Source organism: Leptolyngbya sp. FACHB-8 (assembly GCF_014695575.1).
In the GTDB taxonomy this organism is placed as follows: Bacteria; Cyanobacteriota; Cyanobacteriia; order Elainellales; family Elainellaceae; genus Vacuolonema.
Genome location: NZ_JACJOO010000048.1, coordinates 150,298 through 171,690 on the forward strand (window position 1 = coordinate 150,298; position 21,393 = coordinate 171,690).

The 21,393-nt window shown below is 52.7% G+C and carries 20 protein-coding genes; 5 read left to right on the forward strand and 15 right to left on the reverse strand.

All coding sequences use genetic code 11. The annotated features are described in order from the left end of the window. Positions 1-249 precede the first annotated feature (249 nt). Together hetR and H6F91_RS10890 are read left to right on the forward strand one after the other, a co-directional pair. Positions 250-1,170: a heterocyst differentiation master regulator HetR gene (hetR, locus tag H6F91_RS10880; RefSeq protein ID WP_190775127.1), complete on the forward strand. Its 921-nt coding sequence runs from the start codon at positions 250-252 to the stop codon at positions 1,168-1,170. Between the two features lie 430 nt (positions 1,171-1,600). Next, positions 1,601-2,842 carry a hypothetical protein gene (locus H6F91_RS10890; protein WP_206754923.1) on the forward strand — a complete coding sequence of 414 codons (1,242 nt, stop codon included), beginning with the start codon at positions 1,601-1,603 and terminating at the stop codon, positions 2,840-2,842. Between the two features lie 357 nt (positions 2,843-3,199). Here the strand turns inward: H6F91_RS10890 and speY are convergent, their stop codons facing one another. The 13 genes from speY to H6F91_RS10955 form a co-directional block, all read right to left on the reverse strand. Continuing rightward, positions 3,200-4,390, reverse strand: a complete 1,191-nt coding sequence (speY, locus tag H6F91_RS10895) for a deoxyhypusine synthase (protein ID WP_190775124.1) — start codon at positions 4,388-4,390, stop codon at positions 3,200-3,202. A 713-nt stretch (positions 4,391-5,103) separates the two neighbouring features. Further along, on the reverse strand, positions 5,104-5,970 hold the full coding sequence (locus H6F91_RS28550) for a transglutaminase family protein (protein WP_190775123.1): 867 nt from the start codon (positions 5,968-5,970) through the stop codon (positions 5,104-5,106). 92 nt (positions 5,971-6,062) lie between these two features. Continuing rightward, positions 6,063-7,010 carry an alpha-E domain-containing protein gene (locus tag H6F91_RS10905; protein ID WP_190775122.1) on the reverse strand — a complete coding sequence of 316 codons (948 nt, stop codon included), beginning with the start codon at positions 7,008-7,010 and terminating at the stop codon, positions 6,063-6,065. Between the two features lie 86 nt (positions 7,011-7,096). Continuing rightward, positions 7,097-8,539, reverse strand: coding sequence for a circularly permuted type 2 ATP-grasp protein (locus H6F91_RS10910; protein ID WP_190775121.1), 1,443 nt, complete (start codon positions 8,537-8,539; stop codon positions 7,097-7,099). A gap of 242 nt (positions 8,540-8,781) precedes the next feature. Then, the gene (gene gloA / locus H6F91_RS10915) at positions 8,782-9,207 is read right to left on the reverse strand and encodes a lactoylglutathione lyase (protein ID WP_190775120.1); all 426 of its coding nucleotides are present in this window, start codon (positions 9,205-9,207) and stop codon (positions 8,782-8,784) included. A gap of 290 nt (positions 9,208-9,497) precedes the next feature. Further along, entirely contained in the window at positions 9,498-9,908 is a 411-nt protein-coding gene (locus H6F91_RS10920; RefSeq protein WP_190775119.1) for a ubiquinol-cytochrome c reductase iron-sulfur subunit, read from the reverse strand. A 153-nt stretch (positions 9,909-10,061) separates the two neighbouring features. Beyond that, a complete protein-coding gene (locus H6F91_RS10925; RefSeq protein WP_190775118.1) occupies positions 10,062-10,538 on the reverse strand; it encodes a TspO/MBR family protein in 477 nt (158 codons plus the stop codon). Between the two features lie 88 nt (positions 10,539-10,626). Beyond that, the gene (locus tag H6F91_RS10930) at positions 10,627-11,295 is read right to left on the reverse strand and encodes an isochorismatase family cysteine hydrolase (protein ID WP_190775117.1); all 669 of its coding nucleotides are present in this window, start codon (positions 11,293-11,295) and stop codon (positions 10,627-10,629) included. A 139-nt stretch (positions 11,296-11,434) separates the two neighbouring features. Then, positions 11,435-12,076 carry a LysE family translocator gene (locus H6F91_RS10935; protein ID WP_190775116.1) on the reverse strand — a complete coding sequence of 214 codons (642 nt, stop codon included), beginning with the start codon at positions 12,074-12,076 and terminating at the stop codon, positions 11,435-11,437. 159 nt (positions 12,077-12,235) lie between these two features. Next, positions 12,236-13,783: an ABC transporter ATP-binding protein gene (locus tag H6F91_RS10940; protein ID WP_190775115.1), complete on the reverse strand. Its 1,548-nt coding sequence runs from the start codon at positions 13,781-13,783 to the stop codon at positions 12,236-12,238. A gap of 41 nt (positions 13,784-13,824) precedes the next feature. After that, complete coding sequence (locus tag H6F91_RS10945) at positions 13,825-14,508, reverse strand: isochorismatase family protein (protein WP_190775114.1); 684 nt, start codon at positions 14,506-14,508, stop codon at positions 13,825-13,827. A gap of 83 nt (positions 14,509-14,591) precedes the next feature. Further along, complete coding sequence (locus H6F91_RS10950) at positions 14,592-15,527, reverse strand: ABC transporter permease (protein ID WP_190775113.1); 936 nt, start codon at positions 15,525-15,527, stop codon at positions 14,592-14,594. A gap of 72 nt (positions 15,528-15,599) precedes the next feature. Continuing rightward, on the reverse strand, positions 15,600-16,757 hold the full coding sequence (locus H6F91_RS10955; protein WP_190775112.1) for an ABC transporter permease: 1,158 nt from the start codon (positions 16,755-16,757) through the stop codon (positions 15,600-15,602). Positions 16,758-17,214: 457 nt separating this feature from the next. Between H6F91_RS10955 and H6F91_RS10960 the strand changes: the two genes are divergently transcribed. After that, positions 17,215-17,604 (forward strand): glutamyl-tRNA amidotransferase, encoded by a 390-nt coding sequence (locus H6F91_RS10960; protein WP_190775111.1) that lies wholly within the window; start codon positions 17,215-17,217, stop codon positions 17,602-17,604. Positions 17,605-17,675: 71 nt separating this feature from the next. Here the strand turns inward: H6F91_RS10960 and H6F91_RS10965 are convergent, their stop codons facing one another. Together H6F91_RS10965 and H6F91_RS10970 are read right to left on the reverse strand one after the other, a co-directional pair. Next, positions 17,676-17,888: a PhzF family phenazine biosynthesis protein gene (locus tag H6F91_RS10965; protein ID WP_190775110.1), complete on the reverse strand. Its 213-nt coding sequence runs from the start codon at positions 17,886-17,888 to the stop codon at positions 17,676-17,678. Between the two features lie 331 nt (positions 17,889-18,219). Beyond that, positions 18,220-18,432: a hypothetical protein gene (locus H6F91_RS10970; RefSeq protein ID WP_190775109.1), complete on the reverse strand. Its 213-nt coding sequence runs from the start codon at positions 18,430-18,432 to the stop codon at positions 18,220-18,222. 816 nt (positions 18,433-19,248) lie between these two features. On the opposite strand from H6F91_RS10970, the gene H6F91_RS10975 reads away from it, so the two are divergent. Together H6F91_RS10975 and H6F91_RS10980 are read left to right on the forward strand one after the other, a co-directional pair. Continuing rightward, a complete protein-coding gene (locus H6F91_RS10975; RefSeq protein WP_190775108.1) occupies positions 19,249-20,835 on the forward strand; it encodes an Hsp70 family protein in 1,587 nt (528 codons plus the stop codon). 179 nt (positions 20,836-21,014) lie between these two features. Beyond that, positions 21,015-21,386 (forward strand): hypothetical protein, encoded by a 372-nt coding sequence (locus H6F91_RS10980; protein WP_190775107.1) that lies wholly within the window; start codon positions 21,015-21,017, stop codon positions 21,384-21,386. The last annotated feature ends 7 nt before the right edge of the window (positions 21,387-21,393 follow it).

Consider the following 21,393-nt stretch of genomic DNA (forward strand, 5'->3'; position numbering starts at 1 on the left):
TTAGATGCACAGGTTTTTCCCCTGGCTCGATGTTTTTCCAAGTAAAGAGGGCATTCTAAGAACAATTCGTCAATCTAGCCCTCAGCCGCTTCTATCAAACCCAGAGACTTGAGCTGATACCTGAGAAATGGTTGTGAAGCTTCCAAAATAGTCTAAACTAGCATTATTTTCATGCTACCTGCCTATTTGGGTGCTAATGGCAGAGTTCTGACGGTTTTGCACACTTCGACGTAGATTGAGTTTGTTGAAATGACCAGAGATTTGGATCTGATCAAGCGGCTTGGTCCCAGTGCAATGGATCAGATCATGCTCTATCTGGCGTTTAGCGCGATGCGAACCAGCGGCCATCGCCATGGAGCTTTTCTAGATGCTGCTGCGACTGCTGCCAAGTGCGCCATCTACATGACCTATCTGGAGCAGGAGCAAAACCTGCGAATGACAGGCCACCTGCATCATATTGAGCCAAAGCGGGTGAAGGTTATTGTAGAAGAGGTGCGGCAGGCACTGACCGAGGGCAAACTGCTGAAGATGCTGGGTTCTCAAGAACCGGGTTATCTCATTCAGTTGCCTTATATTTGGACACAGCAATATCCCTGGCAACCGGGGCGATCGCGGATTGCAGGGACGAGTCTGACCTCGGATGAAAAACGTCAACTGGAATCGAAGTTGCCGCCAATTATTCCCGATGCGCAGCTCATCACGTCCTTCCAGTTAATGGACATTATTGAGTTTCTGCATGCACGTTCTCAGGAGGACCTGCCTGAGGAGCGGCGTTTGCCCATGAGTGAGGCGCTGGCGGAACACATTAAGCGGCGCTTGCTTTACTCCGGCACCATCATGCGAATCGATTCGCCATGGGGAATGCCGTTCTATGCGCTCACCCGTGCGTCTTATTCTCCCCAGGATGATGAAGAACGCACCTACATCATGGTGGAAGATACAGCCCGCTACTTCCGCTTGATGAAGGACTGGGCTGATCGCCAACCTCAAGTGGTACGAATGTTAGAAACGTTAGACATTCCACCAGAGCGGGTCGATCAGGCCTTAGAAGAACTGGATGAGGTGCTGCGGCAATGGGCCGATCGCTACCATCAGACAGGCGGCGATACCACAACCTTTGTTGTTCAAATGGCCGTTGGGCCTAAGGATGACGAGCCGGGTATCGTTTAGCCTGACGCCTTGGGGCTGACCTGCCATTTTGTTTTAACAGTAAAGGGCTGTTTATAGGCTCTGCTTCGTTTTACGGATGCGGGGCCTTTATGCTAATGCCACATGTATTCAATCAGCAATTCTCAGTATGGAATTAGGCCCGAAAACCGCTTGCCGAAGGCAAGCGTTCGGCCTTCAAAGCCAAGATTGCGCGCCCGACGGGCGCGCAATCTTGGCTTTGAAGGTCATAATGAGAACTGCTGGTATTCAATATTCGTTCAGACTGACGCATTTATTATGGCGTGGTGTGCAAAGCGCACTACGCAGTAATAGATGCTCTAAATATGGTGGGCCTCTGGAAGTTCTAATTGGTCTCAAAACATGGCGGATTTGATCTCAGACCCTTGCTATATCCTATTAACGGTACAGCCAGCTAAATGGACGTTGACAGATGATGCAGGGTTGGACAAGAAAGAAGCGCAGCAAGTCAGCCCCCCACAAACAGGCAAAACAGGCGGCTCATCTCAATCCCTGGTATTTGGGGTCGCTCTTGCCGGGGGCGATCGCCATTGCCCTACTGCCCAACATGCTGATGAACTTGAGCGCTGGACATTACGGCCAGGTAGCCACGGCTGAAACTCAAATTCTGCCCGCTGGCCCCGGTGTTTTTTTGCCCGACTTTCCTACATTTAATAGTGAGTTGTTAGACCAGCAGCTTTATCTCTATGGCAATTATGTGCTCTCCAATGGGCCGCCAGATGTGCTGGTTGTTGGCAGTTCACGGGCATTGCAGGGTGTAGATCCAGCTGTTTTACAACAAGCGCTGGTGGCACAGGGGCTCACGCACGTTGATGTGTACAATTTCAGCATCAATGGTGCCACGGCTCAGGCTGTCGATTTTATGGTGCGCCAGTTGCTGGCCCCTGAGCAGTTACCCCGCCTGATAATTTGGGCCGACGGCTCCCGCGCCTTTAACAGTGCCCGAGAAGATCTAACCTTTAACGGGATTGCAACGTCTCCTGGTTACCGACAGGTGATGGCAGGCGATCGCCCTATCCCCGTGCTACCCCCCGTGGCAGTTCATGAGAATCAGGATAATCGCTGTGTTGAGACGGCTCCCATGGCGATGACCAGTGAAGCTGCTTTGCCTTTGCCCTGCGTATTACCCGGCTTGCTTCAAGGGAAGGATTTTCCGGTCACCCGAACGCTCACTGCCACTCTGTCTCAACCGACTGTTCTGGAGTTAACGGACAAAGGTTTTAACGCTGTCCCAGATGAGTATAATCCGGCTACTTATTTTCAGCGCTTCCCTCGGGTGGCAGGACAGTACGACAACAACTATTCACCCTTCCAATTGGCAGGGGTACAAACAGACGCAACTCTGGCACTCGCTCGCTATCTCAGCCGTCAGCGGATCCCTCTGGTCTTTGTCAGCCTGCCCCTCCACCGAGATCATTTTGACAACTTTCGCCTGACGCGCGAGCAACAATTTCGTCAGCACATGCAACAGTTGGCGACTCAGGGCGGCTTTGTCTATCGAGATTTGAGCCGTCAGTGGGATACTCAACCTCGCTACTTCCAAGATCCCAGCCACCTGAATCGAAATGGGGCACGAGCCGTGGCCGAGTATCTCGCGACTGATCCCAGCATTCCCTGGCGAATTCTAGTAGAAGCAGAAACAGCTGCTCCTTAGATACCTGATTGTGTTTCAAACCTGGAACAGTCGGGACATTATCAAAATCTGGACAGGCCATTAGCTAACCTCAATTCGGGATAAGCCCAAAAGCTCATTGTTGCGTGCGCGAAGCGCACGCAACAATGAGCTTTTTCGAGTGCCGCACGACGCGCGGCACTCGAAAAAGCCCTTAACCCGAACTAAGGTTAGCTTAGGAGATTTCCAGATAAGAACTTCCCCATTATTTGAAAAAAAGGCGCGGCTTCGCCGCGCCTTTTTTTCAAATAATGGGGATATTGTTTCTCAGAAATCTCCTTAGTAGAAAGCCTAAGTTGCAAGATGGCTTTCTAACTTACCAAGCACTTTGGTATGGAATTAACGCTTAATCGGCGTGCCACAGGGGTAAGTCGCAATTGTGGGCTGACCCTCGGGCGTGACAGGTTGGATGCGGGGCTTGTGCTCGCCGCCTTTTTCCAGCGCCGCCAAATAGTCTGTACGGAGGGTATTCAGCAGTTCTTCTCGGCGATCGTACAAACGCTTTAACGGGCGGGGCTCACACTGATTGACGGTGTAAGCACCAATCAACGGTAGGGCAATGGTGCTGTCGGTATAGCAGACGATGGTGTTGGGTAACTCATCGGGATCTACTTTGCCCCAGCTTACGGCTTCACTGGGGGTTGCTCCTGACAGCCCGCCTGTATCGGGACGAGCATCAGTAATTTGCACAAAGAAGTCGTGTCCCCGTTCTTCTAAGCCCAGTACCTCGTGGATTTGGGGTTGAGTTTGTAGCAGGAAGTTTTTCGGGCTACCACCGCCAAGAATGATGGCAGCACTCTTGCCTTCCTGGTCAGAGTTGCCAGTGTTGCGGGCACCGTAGGCGATCGCCGCCGTCTCATTCACATCCAGCGAGGGATCCAGTACGAGTTTGGAGCCTTCCAGAGCTAGGGCCGCCACATTCATACCGATAGAACTGTCTCCCGGTGAGGAGGTATAGATGGGTACGCCACACTCATAGGCTGTAGACAGCAAACACGAATGTGTGACCCCCAACTGCTTCTCGATAGCGTTGATGTACTTACCCAGTAGGTAGTGAAATTCGGCCGTACCCATGCGCTTTTGGAAGGGCTCGGCGCGTAGCAGTTCACGAATAAAAGCGTCCGTTTCCAACAGCACATCGTAACCAAACACGATGTCATAAATCCGGATACGGTTTTCCTGACGCAGTTTGACATCATCCACAAAAGGATTGCTGGCGTAGAGGTCAAAACCCAGGCCGTAATGGAGATCGTGGTAAAGGTTAGCCCCTGTGCTGATGATCCAATCAATAAAGCCGTTCCGCATTAAGGGAGCCAGCACCGACACGCCAAAGCCAGCCGGGGTCAAGGCACCGGAGAGACTGAGGCCAACGGTAACGCCCTCTTGGAACACGTCGCGGGTGAGCAGATGGCAAATTTCCCGCAGGCGCGCCGAGTTATAGGCGGTGAAATACTGATCAATCAACTCGACAACCCCTACGTTCGCAGAGACTGGAGCAGGAGCAATTTTGCGGCTAAGACGATTCGACATGATGGATTCCTTTGTTGTGAAATGGCTAAAAATGACAAAATTCCCATGCGATCGCAGTGTGGATCTCCAGCAATAGGCTCAGAGCCTCCGAGGCATAGGAAAATTTAGCTATTCAACACTGAGCCAGGGAGCGCTTGCCCTCAAAACATCAGCATTTGGGCTGCATCCTGTTACAGCTCATGGTTAGAGAAGATTAAACGTCTCGCAACGGGAACACGTTTCGTGCGGAACACACGAACTATCAACGTTTCAAACCATCTCTGAATCCAATCCTGCACGTGACAGGATTAACACACCTATTGCGTTTAATTCGGAACTCGTTCCAACACTGCCATCGAGTGGTGCAAGTTATATCTGCGATCGACCCAGTTTGCGCTAGAAGGGACTCGGCATGACTGTCTGAACCGGCAGCCTTCACAAACCTCGGTTACAGGTCGATCAGCCTGGACTGGGCCCTTCGCACCGATCGGCCCAGGAGAGGGCAGGGTCGGAGAGCCGTCTGCGCTGCAATTTCATTTCTAGATACCAGACGGGAAGCCAAGGCCGCCCTGCCAGTGAATCCAGCTTCAACGCATCCACCTCGATCGTTAAACAATCCCCATTAGTCTAACACCTGTCCCCATAGCCACTTGGGAGCTAATACGGAGGAACCAGCAGGGATAACCGCCCCGTTACTTAGGAGGGCGTACTCCGCATTATCACAATCAAATGCTCTACATCAAAGCTTTGATGGTGAGGGCGTATTGCATCTCGGTAGTGACCCCAATACCGCTTTTGAGGCTACCGGAGATGGGGACTGTTGTACGGGAATTGGGCGCGGCGACTAAGGCAATATGGCGATCGCCCACGGCCAACCCCTGAGTTGGGTCATATCCCCGCCATCCTGCCCCTGGCAGATAGACCTCAGCCCAGGCGTGGAGGTGACGCTGCTTCCAGTCCGGATCGCCTTCATGGTAGCCGCTGACAAAGCGGGCTGCTAAACCCATGGCTCGGCACGCTTCGATGAAGAGCACCGTCATATCCCGACAAGAAGCGGTTTTTGTTTTCCAGGTCAGGCCAGGTGGAAAGGGGTCGCCCTGTTCTCGCACAATGTGCTGGCACGTGTTAAAAATCTGCTGGTTCAGCTCCCACAGGAACATCACTGGGTTGCCGTCTGTTTTCTCCCAAATGGTACCTGCTAGCTCAACAGCCACTGGGTCTAGAGCCGGGAAGTTAGCGGCGGCGGATGTGAGATAGGGGTGAAGTTGGGCCTGTAGAGTGGTGGGGTAATCCAACGGCAAACGATTGACCCAGGGTTCGAGCAGATAGGCGAAGGGGTTACTCCGATGGGTCTCTATCTCAAAGGATGTGGCAATTTGCAGGGTCATTAAGGGATTGGAGTCAAAGTGGGCAATCAGAATATCGTTGCCGTCCAGATCAACGTTTTCGATGATCTGAATAGGAGCAGGAGAGATGTCGAGGGTGAAATTGACCAGGGTTTGGGTCAGGTCAGCTCGAGGGCGCAGGCGGATAACGTGGGGTGAAAGGCTAACCGGGCGATCGTATTGATAGAGGGTCGTGTGGGAAACAAAATAGCGCACAAGGCATGGGGAGGTAGGTGGAGATATGGCTGACGGATAGCAGCGCCCCTATCGTGCAACTCTGGCCTTACGGTAGGGGCGACGATCGCACGCTATGAAGCAGGATGCAGAGCGATAAAGGTGTCGTAGACCTGATTGCCGACGTTATTAAGGCTAATTTCAAGCTGATCAAGAAATTCATGCAAGCCCTGCTTGATGATTTCTTCCACGGTGATGAAATCCAGTTCCGACCGCAGCTTGCCCAGAGCTCTCTCAGCGGAGTTATGCCAGGTGCCAGGTGTGCCGCCTGTAATGCGGTGGAGCGATCGCTCTGCATGGAGCAAGCAAAACTGAATGGAGCGGGGAAACTCACGATCCAAAACCAGAAAACTGACAATTCCTTCCGGTGAAATGCGCTGCTGACACTTACGATACATCTCATAGCCAGAGGTAGATTTCAGCAGTGCAATCCACTGAAGTTCATCCAGAGAACTACCCACATCCTTGACCGAAGGGAGCAGGATGAAATATTTCACATCTAAAATTCGAGCTGTTTTGTCAGCGCGCTCGAGCATTCGTCCCATTTGCCCGAATTGCCAGCCTTCGTTATGGGCCATGGTGCCATCCATAATGCCTGCGAACAAATGGCTCGCCATTTTTACCTCTGCAAAGAAGCTGGAGAACTCTCGTAGGGGAGACTTGGCGGCATCTTGCACCATAAAGTAAAAGTCATTCACCTGTTCCCACATCTCAGAGGAGATGGCTTCACGCACCGTACGAGCATTTTCCCGAGCAGCCCGCAGGCAGGAAATGATGGAGTTGGGATACTGGGTGTCGAAGGTGAGAAAGTGAATGACACTCTCGGCTGTGGTATCACCGTAGCGTTCCCGAAACAGATCGAGATCTCCAGTGGTGAAGATCAGCGGCTCCCATTGCTGAGCCAGCCCCAAGGGTGTATCTAGCAGCAGGTTTAGGTTCACATCCACAAAACGGGCAATGTTTTCGGCCCGTTCGACATACCGGGTGAGCCAGTAGATGGAATCGGCAACGCGGCTGAGCATAAAGAGGGAAATGGGTAATGGGAAGAGTAATTGGGGGATGCCTGAAGGCGATTAATTTGGGTTAGCAATTCCGTTCAGCACAGGTTTCAGGTCACGGGATCGGCCAGAACCCAGGTGTCTTTTCCGCCACCGCCTTGCGAAGAGTTCACCACGAGGGAACCCTTGCGTAATGCAACACGGGTGAAGCCCCCAGGGCTAATGTAGATGTCTTCGCCGTAGAGGATATAGGGGCGCAGGTCGACGTGGCAGCCTTCGAAGCGATCGCCCATTAAGGCGGGCACTCGCGACAAGGTCAGTGTTGGCTGTGCAATATAGTTCCGTGGATTAGCCTGAATCTTTTGGGCAAACTCTTCACGCTGCTCAGGGGTGGCATGGGGGCCAATTAACATCCCATAGCCGCCCGACTCATTCGCGGCCTTGACCACCAATGTATCCAGGTTATCCAGCACATGCCCCTGATCCTTGGGTTGCCAGCAGAGGTAAGTCGGCACATTGGGGATGATGGCATCCTCGCCCAGATAATAGCGAATCATCTGCGGCACGTAGGCGTAAATCACCTTGTCATCCGCTACTCCGGTGCCCGGTGCATTTGCCAGGGCAACCCGTCCCTTGCGGTAAACATCCATAATTCCAGGAATACCAAGCAGAGAGTCGGGGCGGAAGGCGAGCGGGTCGAGAAAGTCGTCATCCATGCGGCGATAGAGCACGTCCACCTGCTTAAGCCCTTTCGTGGTGCGCATGTTGAGATAGCCATCAGAGACGACTAAATCACTTCCTTCTACCAGCTCAACCCCCATTTGTTGGGCTAAGAAGGAATGCTCAAAATAAGCCGAGTTGTAAATTCCGGGGGTCAAGACCGCCACAACGGGCCGTGGAATCGCTTCGGGAGCCAGGTTTAGAAGTGTATCTAGAAGCCGGCCGGGGTAATCATCCACGGGTAGGATTGCCATCCGGTTGAAGACAATGGGAAAGGTAGTCTTCATGACCCGGCGGTTTTCTAACACGTAGGAAATACCGGAGGGACAGCGGAGATTGTCTTCCAGCACGTACCATTGGCCGTCGCGATCGCGCACCAGATCCGTCCCGGTTACATGGCACCAAATCCCCTTGGGCGGCTGCAACCCCATGCAGGCTTTCAGAAATCCCTTTGAGGAGGTGATCACATCCTCAGGAATCACCCCATCTTTAATGATTTTCTGCTCACCGTAAATATCCGACAGAAACAGGTTGAGAGCATGGATGCGCTGCTTTAAACCCCGATCTAACCAGGCCCAATCTGAAGCAGAGACAATGCGGGGAATAATATCAAAGGGCAAAATTCGCTCAGTGCCCTCATTGTCGCTATAAACGTTGAACGTTGCGCCAAGCTTAAACAGTGCTTGTTGCGCAATTTGCTGTCGCTGGCATAATTCTTCGACGGATAGCTCACACAGTTTGTCGTAGAGGGTCGCTGCCTCGGGGCGAGGCTTCCTGGCTCCGAGAAACAGCTCGTCGTAGAAATCTCCGGGGTCGTAGTCCTGAATCTGCACAGTCTGGTTACGGATAGCTGGGGCTTAACGTAATCACTATGGGCAAAGGCCAGGGATGAATCGGTTACCCCTGATACCAGTTTTGTCGGTTGTCTTAAAAGTTGATATTTGAACCCTCTGGTTTTTGTAGGGGCAATTAATCTCCAAAACCAACGGCTGAGGTCTTCTGTGCCATCTACCAGGAATGGTTTGTAGAAGTACCAAAGTGCCGGGTGATTTCTACACTTTGGTACGACCGAACACTACACTGTGGCAGCGGCCTCTTTGGTAGCCTCCGAACCCTGGGTTCCCAGTTGAATTAACTCCACTTTGTAGCCGTCAGGATCTTCGACAAAGGCAATGACAGTGGTGCCATGCTTCATGGGACCGGGCTCGCGGGTGACCTTGCCGCCCTGCGCCCGAATGGCCTCACAGGCCCCATAAATATCGTCTACGCCCAAAGCAATATGACCATAGCCACTACCCAGGTCGTACTTTTCTACGCCCCAGTTGTAGGTCAGCTCCAGCACAGTATGGTCGGACTCGTCACCGTACCCCACAAACGCCAGGGTAAATTCGCCACCAGGGTAATCCTTTTTCCGCAGCAGCTTCATGCCCAGTACATCGCAGTAGAACTTGAGGGATTCGTCTAAATTGCCAACCCGCAGCATGGTGTGTAGCATTCGCATGGTGCTTTCTCCAATACTCACTCTGCTGATTATTTTGACAGCAAAATTCGGATTCCACCGTCGCTTACGCTCAGTCCTAATCAGAATTTAGCAAGCTAACCTCAATTGGGTCAGGTGCATTTTTGAGTGCTGCGCAGCACTCAAAAATGCACCTGACCCACGCTCAGATTAAACCGCATATAGCTATCAGGACTTAGGCATTTGTATGGTGTGCTCTGCACACCATACAAATGCCTAATTTAAGAGGGATGAGGCAGCTCTAACCCTCTTAATTCCAGAATGCAGAGTGCTTAGCCTTCTACGACAATGTTGCTACCATCAACCTTGACGGTAAAGGTTGGGAGTGATTCTCGTGCAGGGCCTGCCTGAACGGTTCCATCAGCACCAAATTTTGCACCGTGGCAGGGGCAGACAAAGGCGGTTTGGTCAGCTTTCCATTCAACATCACAGCCTTTGTGAGTACAGATGGGGTTGACGGCTAGCAACTGATCCGATTTGGCTGGGTCACGAATGACTAAAACTTTGCCCGCTCCTTCACCTGTGACAAGTTGACCTTTTTGATCGAGATCTCCCAGGGTTCCTACGGTCAGGGGGCCAGAGATGTCAGACTTTCCGCTAGGGGTGCAGGCAACGATCGCCACAGGCAGCGAGCTAGCAAGGGTTCCGACACCAATCCAACCCAAAAACTCTCGACGATTCATGACGCATCTATCTCAAGTACTGCATTTTCATAGTAGACCTTGTTTTAGGTCCATAGCACTACGCGCTCAGAAGCAGGGCGTTTAGAAGCCGTACGGAGCGCGACTTCTGAAAAAACAAATTGCCTTCAGATGGCAGCCGTCCTGTAATTTGGGTTAGCCATCACCCGGATTGAGGCGCATCATGTCCCAGGTGACGTAGGTGCCAATAGGGCTCCAGAGCAGGTAGGGCACGAGGAGATAGGCGGCAGAACTGGCAATGGGAAGGACGATGAGAGTGAGGACGATCGCCACCACAAACCCTGTAGCTCCAATCCAGACCCCCACACGCAATCGCCGTAACCAGAGCATGACAGGGGTATAGGCCAGGGTTACGAGTTCCAGAACCAAATACAGTGCCATCAAGCCCCAAGTGCGAGAGGAGCCAGGCTCTGTGTCCCACACCTGACTGGCAGAAATGGCCCCGCAGGTAAAGATCGTCGTCCAAATCAAAGGAATGGCCCATTCAAAGGTGAGCCAGTCGGGACGACGCAGGCGACGAAACCATTGGGTGCCTCTTGGGGAAACCAGGCTACCGAGAGCGATCGCCAACCCAAAGGTGATTACCCCAATCACCATCCAGGATTTCAACATGGAGCCTCACATTCCGATTCAGGTACCGGATACTCGACACCTCAAAATTAAAATCCCAATTCAGGATTTCAGCATCAGCCCAGGGGCTCTAAACCAACGCGGCTTTGATCGCTGCGGCTGGAGCTGTCCATCCCACAATACCCCCCTGAGCCGTAACCATCTCCAGGGTGGCTTGCTTGAACTCGGGGAAGTAGCTTTCGGTGCAGTCTTCTACCATCAAGCATTCGTAACCGCGATCGTTGGCTTCGCGCATAGTGGTCTGCACACAGACCTCTGTGGTCACACCTGTTAATAGTAGATGGGTAATGCCTTTTTCCTGCAAAAGCTCTGATAACGGTGTGTTGTAGAAGGCTCCTTTACCGGGCTTATAAATCACGATTTCGCCTGCAATGGGCTCTAATTCGGGGATGATGCCATTTCCCGGTTCCCCTTTCACTAAGATCCGCCCCATCGGGCCTTCATCACCAATTTTGAGGCTCCCTTTGCCCCGCTCCTGCTTGGAGGGCGGGCAGTCGGAGAGGTCAGGGGCATGGCATTCCAGAGTATGCACGACGGGCAACTGGAGTTGTCGAAAGGTGCTTAGCAAATCTTTGAGGGTGGGGACGATCGCCTGTAACCGCAGCACGTCATTCCCCAGGGCATCGCCAAAGCCACCGGGCTCCATAAAGTCGCGCTGCATATCGATAATGACCAGAGCCAATTGATTCAGGTTTTCGGGTAAGGGGTAGGCATAGGGCTTGGCATCAACGTAATTCATGGCAGAAGTCTCCAGGGAAGATGGATCACGAGCGCTGATGTTTCACGTTTGCAGCGCACAACCGTCAACGCAAGCTTGCTCAGATAACAAGGCTTGAACGTTCTGTGCACGACATGCACCGAAAATCAAAGGCCCAAACTTACTCGGGATGCACATCCATGCCAGCAGTTACCAAACCCAGGCTGATGAAGGTGCCCCCGGCAAAGTAACGTTGCAACCTCCAAAACTTTTGGTTGCCCTTAAGGTAACTGCCAATGCTGCCAGCAACTAAGCCATAGAGGGTGTCGCTCATGCTAGCGATCAGGATAAAAATGCAACCGAGGATGAGCACCTGGGCGATCGCTCCACCCTTCTCCAGTTCTACAAATTGCGGCAGAAATGCCAGGAAAAACAGCGCTAATTTGGGATTAAAAACATTGACTAGTAGGGCTTGCAGAAAGATTCGTCGCAGGGATTCGGAGGTGAGAGTGAGGGCTTGATGATCGGAGGTTTTATCTAACAGCTTGCGAATGCCGAGATAAATCAGGTAGATGGCCCCCAGGTATTTCACGGCCTGAAACGCCAGTGCTGAGGAAACCATCAGTGCGGATATTCCCAGGGCTGCTGCCGCAACATGAGCTAGGCTTCCGACTGCCGCTCCCATCGCTGACACTACCCCAGCCCTCCTCCCCTGGCTGATACTGCGGGCAATGATGTACATCACCACAGGTCCAGGTAATACCGCCAGGCTGAGGGAGGCCAGCATAAAAATCAGTAGCTTGTCGGAGTCGGGGATAGGCATGGATGCGTGCTTTCGCTGACTAAACGGTTTATTGCTTATGCGTTGAGTGCACGAAAAATAAACTAGTACGCTGAGGCGGAAATCCATCACCTATGTTTTTGTGTAGGGTGCTTCGCACCCTACACAAAAACATAGGTTGCGAACTTAGGCCGCAGCCTACTAGTGCCCAGCCATTTTGTGGCCGATTTCGGTGTAGCTGGCATCGGCGATCGCACTCTCATAGACGAACTCACCGCCGCTAATGACGATGATGCGATCGCTCAACTTCAGCAGTTCGTCTAAATCCTCGCTCACCAGCAGCACCGCTACACCCCGATTACGGGCTTCGAGAATTTGAGTGTGAATGAAATCCACCGCATTGAAATCAAGCCCAAAACAGGGATTGGCAGCAATCAACAGACGGATGTGATCGGCGGATAATTCCCGTGCCAGAACGGCCCGCTGTACATTTCCTCCTGACAAGTCACCCACCGGGGTATCGGGCGAGGGAGTTTTTACCGAGAACTGCTGAATTAGCCCCACAGCCATCTCCCGAATGGCTCCCAAAATCAGCCAGCCTTTCCTGGATTGGGGCGGATGATCGAAGGTCCGGAGGGCCATGTTTTCAGCCACGCTCATGTGGGGAACGCAAGCATTTCGCAGGGGCTCTTCTGGAAGGGCGAACACTCGGTGCTTCTTCATTTCGGCACGGGTAGCACTGTAGGGCTCACTGTTCACCTTGATGTAGCCTGCGGTGGCTTCCCGCTGACCAGCCAGCACTTCCACCAGTTCGCGCTGGCCATTACCCGATACCCCGGCAATCCCAACAATTTCGCCAGAGTGAACGGCCAGGTTGATGCCTGCTACAGCTTCGATGCCATTGTCTTTATTGGCTCGCAGGTCATGGACTTCTAGGACAGGAACCTGCTCCACCCCATTGGTTTTATTGACGGGCGTTGGGTCTTTCTTCTCCCCCATCATCATTTCGGCCATATCGGCCACGGTCAGGTCTTTCACCCGGCCGCTACCGGCAAACTTGCCTTTCCGTAGCACCGTAATTTCGTCCGCAAACGCCATGACCTCGCGGAATTTGTGGGAAATGATGAGGACGCTCAAATTCCCGGCCGTAACTTGCTCTCGCAGCAGGCCCAGAATTTCGTCGGCCTCCCCGGGCGTCAATACAGAGGTCGGCTCATCCAGAATCAGAACTTTGCTTTGGAGATAAAGCTGTTTGAGAATTTCTAGCTTTTGCTTCTGTCCGGCGGCTAACTGGGCAATCGGCACATCCAGCGGAATCCGAAACGGTGAGGACTCCATAAAGGCCTGAAGGCCGACCATTTCAGCTTTCCAGTTCACCAGAAACGGGCTGTCGAAGCGAGACAGAACTAAATTCTCCGCCACTGTCATGGCGGGTACGGAGGTGAAGTGCTGGTACACCATCCCGATGCCATAGTGGTGAGCATCGCGGGGGCTGTGAATGGGGACCGCGGTACCGTCAATCTGCACTTCGCCAAAGGTCGGGGTATAGAATCCCATCAAGCACTTGACTAACGTGCTTTTTCCCGCTCCGTTTTCCCCTAGAAGGGCGTGGAATGTGCCGGGTTTCAAGTGCAAGGAGACTCGATCAAGGGCAATCAGACGGCCAAAGTGCTTGCTCATGTTGACCACCTGAATATCGGGTGGGACCGCGTGGGTGGAGGTGCTTTGGGTCAGGGTTGAGGGTGTCATAGAGCGTGGATGGGTGAGGGGGTGGATGAGTGAGCCAGGCGTTAGCTTTTGAGGGCGGTGATAAGGGCGTGGGAGTCAGAGACAGCCCCGAAGACGCCGCCTTGCATGGTGACCATTTTGAGAGCGGCTTCGTGGTTGCCGTAGTCAGTGGCTCCGGTGCAGTCAGAGAGGATCAGGCATTCGTAGCCGCGATCGTTGGCATCGCGCATCGTTGTATGGACGCACACATCGGTGGTGATGCCGGTGAGGATGATGTTTTGAATACTTTGACGTTTAAGGATTAAGTCTAAATCTGTGGCGTAGAAGGAGCCTTTGCCGGGTTTGTCGATGATCACTTCGCCCGGAAGGGGAGCCAAATCGGGGATGATTTCCCAACCGGGTTCACCGCGTACCAGAATCTTGCCGCAAGGGCCAGGATCGCCGATGCCTGCACCGATGCGTTGCGATCGCCACCGCTTGTTCTCCGGCAAATCCGCCAGATCAGGCCGATGCCCTTCCCGCGTGTGAATGATGAAGTATCCCAAATTCCGCATCACTGCTAAAAGTGCCTTAATTGGCTCAATGGGGGCACGGGTAAGAGATAAGTCATAGCCCATCGTGTCGACATAACCCCCAACACCACAAAAGTCGGTTTGCATGTCGATGATGATCAGCGCCGTGTTATCGGGACGCAGATCGCCGTTGTAGGGATAGGGATAGGGGTTGGCTTCGACGTAACGGCCCACAGTGTTTGGCTCCTGGATGACTTTTTGCTGAGAAGGCGAAGATCTGCAAGTTTCTGAAGAATCCGCAGATCGGGGTAGAGTGGCTAATTGTCCTTGCCTAAGGCTCCGGGAGCCCCAATGAGCGATCGCTGCGGTGAACAGGTAAACACCATGATCACCAGCGTCAAGATGTAAGGTGCGGCGTTGAATAGGTAATACCCTTCACGAATACCGACCGATTGCAGCGCTGGTCCCAGGGCTTGCGCACCACCAAAGAGCAACGATGCCCAGAGGCAGGCGATGGGGTTCCAGCGAGCAAAGATGACGAGGGCTACTGCCATCAAACCCTGACCGCTAGAGATGCGTTCCGTCCAAAGACCGGGGTAATAGAGGGAAAGCGACGCCCCACCAATTCCAGCCAGGAAGCTGCCAGCGACGACGCTGAGCATACGAACCTTAAAGATGGAAACGCCCATGGCACGGGCTGCTTCGGGGCTGTCGCCCACCGCGCGGATAAACAGACCCCAGCGGGTGGAGCGGAAGAACCACTGCATCAGGGGGGCGATCGCCAACCCCAACAAAAACAGTGGGCTGATCTGCAAGGCCGCTTCCAATGCAGGAGGCACACTTCCCGCAGCCAGATTAATCGTGGGCAATTGTGGAGCCGAAGGCTGAATAAAGGGTTTTCCAAAGAAAAAGGCAATACCGCTTCCGACAATAATCATGGCAATGCCTACGGCCACATCATTCACCCGAGGTTGCTGAGACAGCCATCCGTGGATTGCGCCCAGGAAACAGCCGGCAATCCCTGCCGCCAGTACACCCAGCCAGGGGGAACCCGTAAGGTAGGAAACGCCGTAGGCCGCCATTGCTCCTGTTAAGAGTGTGCCTTCCAGCCCCAGGTTGATCTTGCCGCTTTTCTCCGTGAGGCATTCCCCCAGGCTGACAAACAAGAATGGGGTACCCCCCCGCATGGTCCCCGCAATGATGGCCAGGGGAACCCCCCACCAACCCAGGGCTTCGGTTGCTTCGGCTGTCATAGTTACTCCAGAGCTAAGAATGTTCACAAGAAATTCCTGTTGTCGGTGCTTTGCACCGACAACAGGAATGGGTTAAGACACAACCACAGGTTCCTGCCCTGGGCTGCTGGGGGGAGCGGGCGGCTCAACCGTAACGGGCTTGTCTTTGAAAATGCCAAATCGACCGTAGAGAGAGTCGCTGTACAGCACGCAAAGGAAGACCAGACCTTCAAAGATCAGGACTGTGGCATCGGGGAGGTTGTGCGCACGCTGCAAGATGCCGCCGCTGGCGAGAATGCCGCCGACCAGTAACGAAATGAAGATTGCGGCGAGAGGATTATGGCGAGCGGCAAACGCGACCAGAATACCACCGTAGCCGTAGCCAACATTCAGAGATTCGTTTGCCGCTCCCTGCACTGCGGCTACTTCCACCATTCCAGCTAAGCCCGCACAGGAACCAGCCAGGAAGGTGATCATTAGGGTCAACTTACCGACGGGTAACCCGGCAATGCGAGCCGCACGAATGTTTCCCCCGGCAACCCGAGCGGCAAAGCCAAAGGTGGTGCGCTGAATCAGGATATAGGCGATGACGCAGGCCACCAAACCATACACGAGGCCCCAGTGAACTCGCGTGTCGGGGATATTCCCTAACATGTTGACTTCGGGAAGGGGGAAACTGGAAGGTTTGTTGAGGGAGCTGGGATCCTTGATGGGATCGCCCACTAAGTGGTTGAGGAGGGCGATCGCAATATAGTTCAACAGCAAACTACTGATGGTTTCGTTGACCGCTCGGTAGTGACGCAAAGCCCCCGCAACCATGATCCAGATGCCACCTACGAGAAGCCCGGCCAGAGCCATGCCAATATGAACCCAGAGGGGGGCAATCCCCAGGGGAGCTGCCAACTGCTCGGTGCTGGGAATGATACTGCCATAGGAGAGAAACAACCCGGCAAAGATGGCACCCAGGCCACCCATCACCAGTGCTCCTTCGTTGCCAATGATGACTAAACCCAGACGAGCGGGTAGCGCTGTACACAGGGACGACAGCATCAGCGGAGCTGCTCGAATCAGGGTGTTTTGGAAGGTGCTCCATTTCCCAAAGGCTGCTTTCCAGATAGATCCAAACACCGCGATCGGGTTTGCCCCTACCAAAGCACAGAACACACCAAACAAGAGCAGACCCACCAGAATCGCCCCTCCAGAGAGAACAATAGACTCTAATGGCCGTCGCCAATTTTGCCGATTCAGCATAAATAAAATCCAAACCAAAAATTCAAACCAAATCATGAAGGCTGAGAGGATAGGTTGAGCGCGCCACCCCCCTCTCAGCACGGCTTAAATTCTGCTGATCGCCCTCCGTAGCGATGGGATAACCCCAAAATTCTGGGACTACTCACGGTGGTGACTCCGCAAAGAGAATGAATAGAAAACGGGAGACATCGTTCGAAGCTTTGGGATTAACCTACTCAGCAGGGGGTTTCCAAGTAGTATTGGTCGTTACAAAATTTGCGTGACGCCAGCAACCTTATTTTTCCAGGGCTTACGCAGTTGTGTTGTGGGTGGGGTGCGAAGCACCTCACCCACAACACAACTGCACTACGGATAGCGGACTTGCATAAGTCCTGTTTTCGTTAAGTCTTAAAATTAAGCCTGACTTTGGTTTGGTGGGACGATAGCGAAGATGAACGTTATGTCTGGAGGCGTGAAGATGCGACCCGATACCCTGGAACTGGCGGTCAACGGTACGTTGATGCGGGGGTTAGAACTCAACAAGAATATGCTGGCGGTAGGAGCAACTTTTTTACGGGACGCAACAACCGATGCCTGCTACCGGCTATGGTCGATTGGCGATCGCCATCCCGCTATGCTTCGCGTTTCTGAGGGAGGGGCTGCGATCGCCCTGGAGGTGTGGGCTGTTCCCCCGGCTGGACTGGTGCAAATTTTGCAGCAAGAACCCCCCGGTCTTAGCATTGGCCGGGTGCGTCTGTCAGATGGACAGGAGGTGCTGGGGGTATTGGGGGAACCTTACCTCTGTGAAGGCCAGCTTGAGATTACCGAGTGGGGCGGTTGGCGCGCTTACTGGGGGGCAAAAGTCTGACTTCCAACGTGTGGCTGTTGTATGGTGTGCGAAGCACACCGCACAACAGGAATGCGTAAGTCCTATTCTTCTTACACGGCTAATTCAGCGCGCATGACGGTCACCGCCTGCCCTGCCAAGAGAACACGATCGCCCTCCCAGGTCACCCGAATTTCGCCGCCCCGAGGAGAAGCTTGATAGGCCAAAAAGTGATTTTTGTGCAGGCGATCGCCCCAAAAAGGAGCCAGAGTGCAGTGAGCTGAGCCCGTTACGGGGTCTTCGTCAACTCCAGAACGTAAATGCATCAACCTGAATGAGAGATTGGCCCATTGTGCTGTGCTTAATTTTTCAAGTGTTGGAGATTTGGCATTTAGGCCTATATAAGGCACTCATTGATCCATAGCATGATGTGGGTCGGGAGTTATGATTCAGTTTCTACTCATTTCACACGATGCCAATGGGTTAGATATAAAAAAGGACAAACCCGAAGGTTTGCCCTTTTTTTGCCAGTTTTGAAAGTTTAGTCAGGGTGAATAACTATCACCCTTGCTATCCTTATTCATCACAATTTCAGACATTAACTAGCATCCACATGATTGGCTCATAGCTACAGAGTATGAGCCAGTGGTCAGCATATTAGTGGCTGTAATAGCGTTCTTCTAACCAAACCCGCACTTCACCTTCAGAGGCAAAATCCGAGCTTCTTCCGGTGTTGGGGTCATAGGTGTGCCAACGCGAATGGCCATGATCTATGGTTTTCCAAACATGGGGTTCGGTGTCGAGTGTGAGAGTCTCAGTGAACCGATGCCATGCTTGATTGATTGCCTTCCCAACGAGTCTTCCTTTCATATTCAAACCTCCTAAGATTCTTTCTAACTCTGATGGAGAGAAGCCCATTCCAGATATTGAAAATGATTCTGTAGCGTCATTTGCTGGATGTTTTTGTGAGCTTTCTAGATCAGAGAGAAGAATCTATTTCCTTCTTGATTTACTTCTATGGTACCTACTTTTATGACAAAAACGATCACCTTACAGGCTCACCCAAGTGGGCTAGTTTTCATCATAAATGAGCCGTATGAAACAATGTGTTGCATGTTGCTTTTGAATCCATTTTAAGAATGAAAAGAAGATGCTTGGAAAGCTTTGTTAGGTAAGGTTTGTAGGCGATCGCAATGAATTAGATTTAAACTCGTATTTCCACGGTTTCCTCCAACTCTTTTCGATAAAGAACCATGTTTTCTCGGAGATGATAAAACATCCCCAAAACCTTCCTTAAAAAACACTGCAACAAATTCTCATAAATTTCTTTTGCCGCATAGGTCGTACTTTATAGCAATGTGCAAGTGCGTTAAGTACAGAAACGGTGGTGTGGAGCACTTCGTGCCCCACGCCACCGTACTGAGTTAACCCGCACAGCGCTTTAAATGCGAGGTTGGTTGTTGTGAGTAAAGTGTTCAGTGCTCAGCTCACAACAACCAACCTCATGTAGTGCGCCCAATCTCAGGCCTCAACCTGCAGGTCTCAGTCTTAAGTCTTATAGGAGCAGTGGCAGATGTGAAACGCTGCGCTCATCTGCTTTACTGAATCTAGGTTCACAATCAGCAATCGAGAATTCTCGATTTTGGCGATTGACCGTTTTGTGGTGTCCTCTGTCGGGTTGCCTTCATGTACGCGATCGATTTTGGCACAAGCAACACCGTCATCTGTCGGTGGAATGCTGCTACTCAAACCGCTGAAACTCTTTCTCTTAATGACCTCTCGTTGAAATTAGCGGCGAATCCACCCCTGGTGCCGAGCCTGCTCTATGTGGAAGATGCCGCTTCTGTGCAAGTGCTGGCAGGCCAACAGGTGCGCGATCGCGGCCTTGATCTCAGCACCGACCCCCGCTTTTTCCGTAACTTCAAGCGGGGCATTGGCACCGACATTCGCGGTTTTCTGCCTGAGCTGGATGGGCGTACCGTTACCTTTGAGCTGGCAGGCCAGTGGTTTCTGGAACGGATTATCCGCGACATTCAACAACGGGAAGGACTGGATTCTCTGGTGATCACTGTGCCCGTGGATAGCTTCGAGGCCTATCGCCTGTGGTTGGCTCAGGTGTGCGAAACGCTCCAGGTCGAGCAGGTGCGCATGCTAGACGAACCTACGGCCGCAGCACTGGGTTATGGTCTGGAAGCAGGCAGTACATTGCTGGTTGTCGATTTTGGTGGCGGCACCCTGGATTTGTCTCTTGTGCAATTAGAGAAGAGCCCGTCGGGGGTGAAGCCGATGGGTTTTTTGTTGAAATGGGGCCAGAAGACGCTGCAAGAGTCGGGGCAGAAGCTGAAAACCGCGCGAGTATTGGGCAAAGCCGGGCAGAATTTGGGAGGAGCCGACATCGACAACTGGCTGCTCGATTATTTTGCGAAGGAACAGGGCGTGCCTGTCTCGCCATTGACCTTGCGGTTGGCAGAACGATTGAAGATTGCGCTTTCAGAGCAGACGGCGGCGACAGAAGCTTACTTCAATGACGAGACTCTGGAGACGTACGAATTGCAGATGGGGCGCGATCGCTTCCAAACCCTACTCCAGGAAAGGGGCTTCTTCCAACGACTCGACACGACGCTCGCAAATGTGCTGCGTCAGGGGCGACAGCAAGGGCTTGAACCGGAAGACATTGATGCTGTGCTGATGGTTGGTGGGACATCCCAAATTCCTGCTGTGCAGGAATGGATCAAGCAGCATTTTCCGACTGAAAAAATTCGAGCAGAGCGGCCCTTTGAGGCGATCGCTCAGGGTGCCCTCCAACTGCATCAAGGTGCGGAAGTAAAAGATTTCCTCTACCACAGCTACGGCATCCGCTACTGGGATCGTCGCAACAACCGCCACAGTTGGCACCCCATCATCAACGAAGGCCAACCCTACCCGATGGAAAAGCCTGTGGAGTTGTATCTGGGTGCTTCTCTAGAGAACCAGCCCAGCATCGAGTTAGTGCTGGGGGAATTGGGACGTGAAGCGACGGCGACAGAGGTGTATTTTGAGGGCGATCGCCTGGTCACCCGCACGCTTGATGGGGGCACTCCTGTCGTCAAGCCCCTGAACGACACCCCCGAAGCTCGTAGCATTGCCCAACTAAACCCTCCGGGTAAACCGGGAAGCGATCGCATCAAAGTACAGTTTGTTGTGGATGGCGATCGCTTTCTCCGCCTCACGGTCGAGGATTTGTTCACAGGGGAAACCTTGATGGAGGATCAAGCTGTCGTACAACTCAGTTAAAGAAGTTTTGTACACCAAATAGAGGGCTTTATAACATCAGCCTTGCAACCGATGAGCCAGGTGGGTTATGGGCCTTTGTGCCCACAGGATTTCTGCTAAGCCTAGCGCCGTGGTACATCTCAGGAGAGAATGGTGAAGATCTGTAACTGTGACCCCATCCATTCCACTGAGGCAGCACCGTGTATTACTACTATTCCCCTCCTTACTTTCTCCTTCTAGCCGGGTTGTTTGCGGGCATAACATCGGGTGTGGCGTTTGAAGCAACCCTGAAGCAAGCAGTACATGATTGGTCGAAGAACAGATCCACCCGTACCCTGGCAAACCTTCAGGGGCTACAACTGTTCACGCCGTTTTTTGGTATTTGCGGGGGTATTTGTTTTTTCCTGTCAGCGGGAATGCAAATCTTTGGCTTTAATAGCACGATTGCCTATGCGATGGCGGTACCCATGACCCTATTTATTGGTGTGCTGGTGTGGTATCAACTGGGTCAAGTTCTGAAGCAATTAGAAAAGGGTGGTTCTAAAGCTCTGGATCTGGATTCTTTCATCTAGAGCCCGC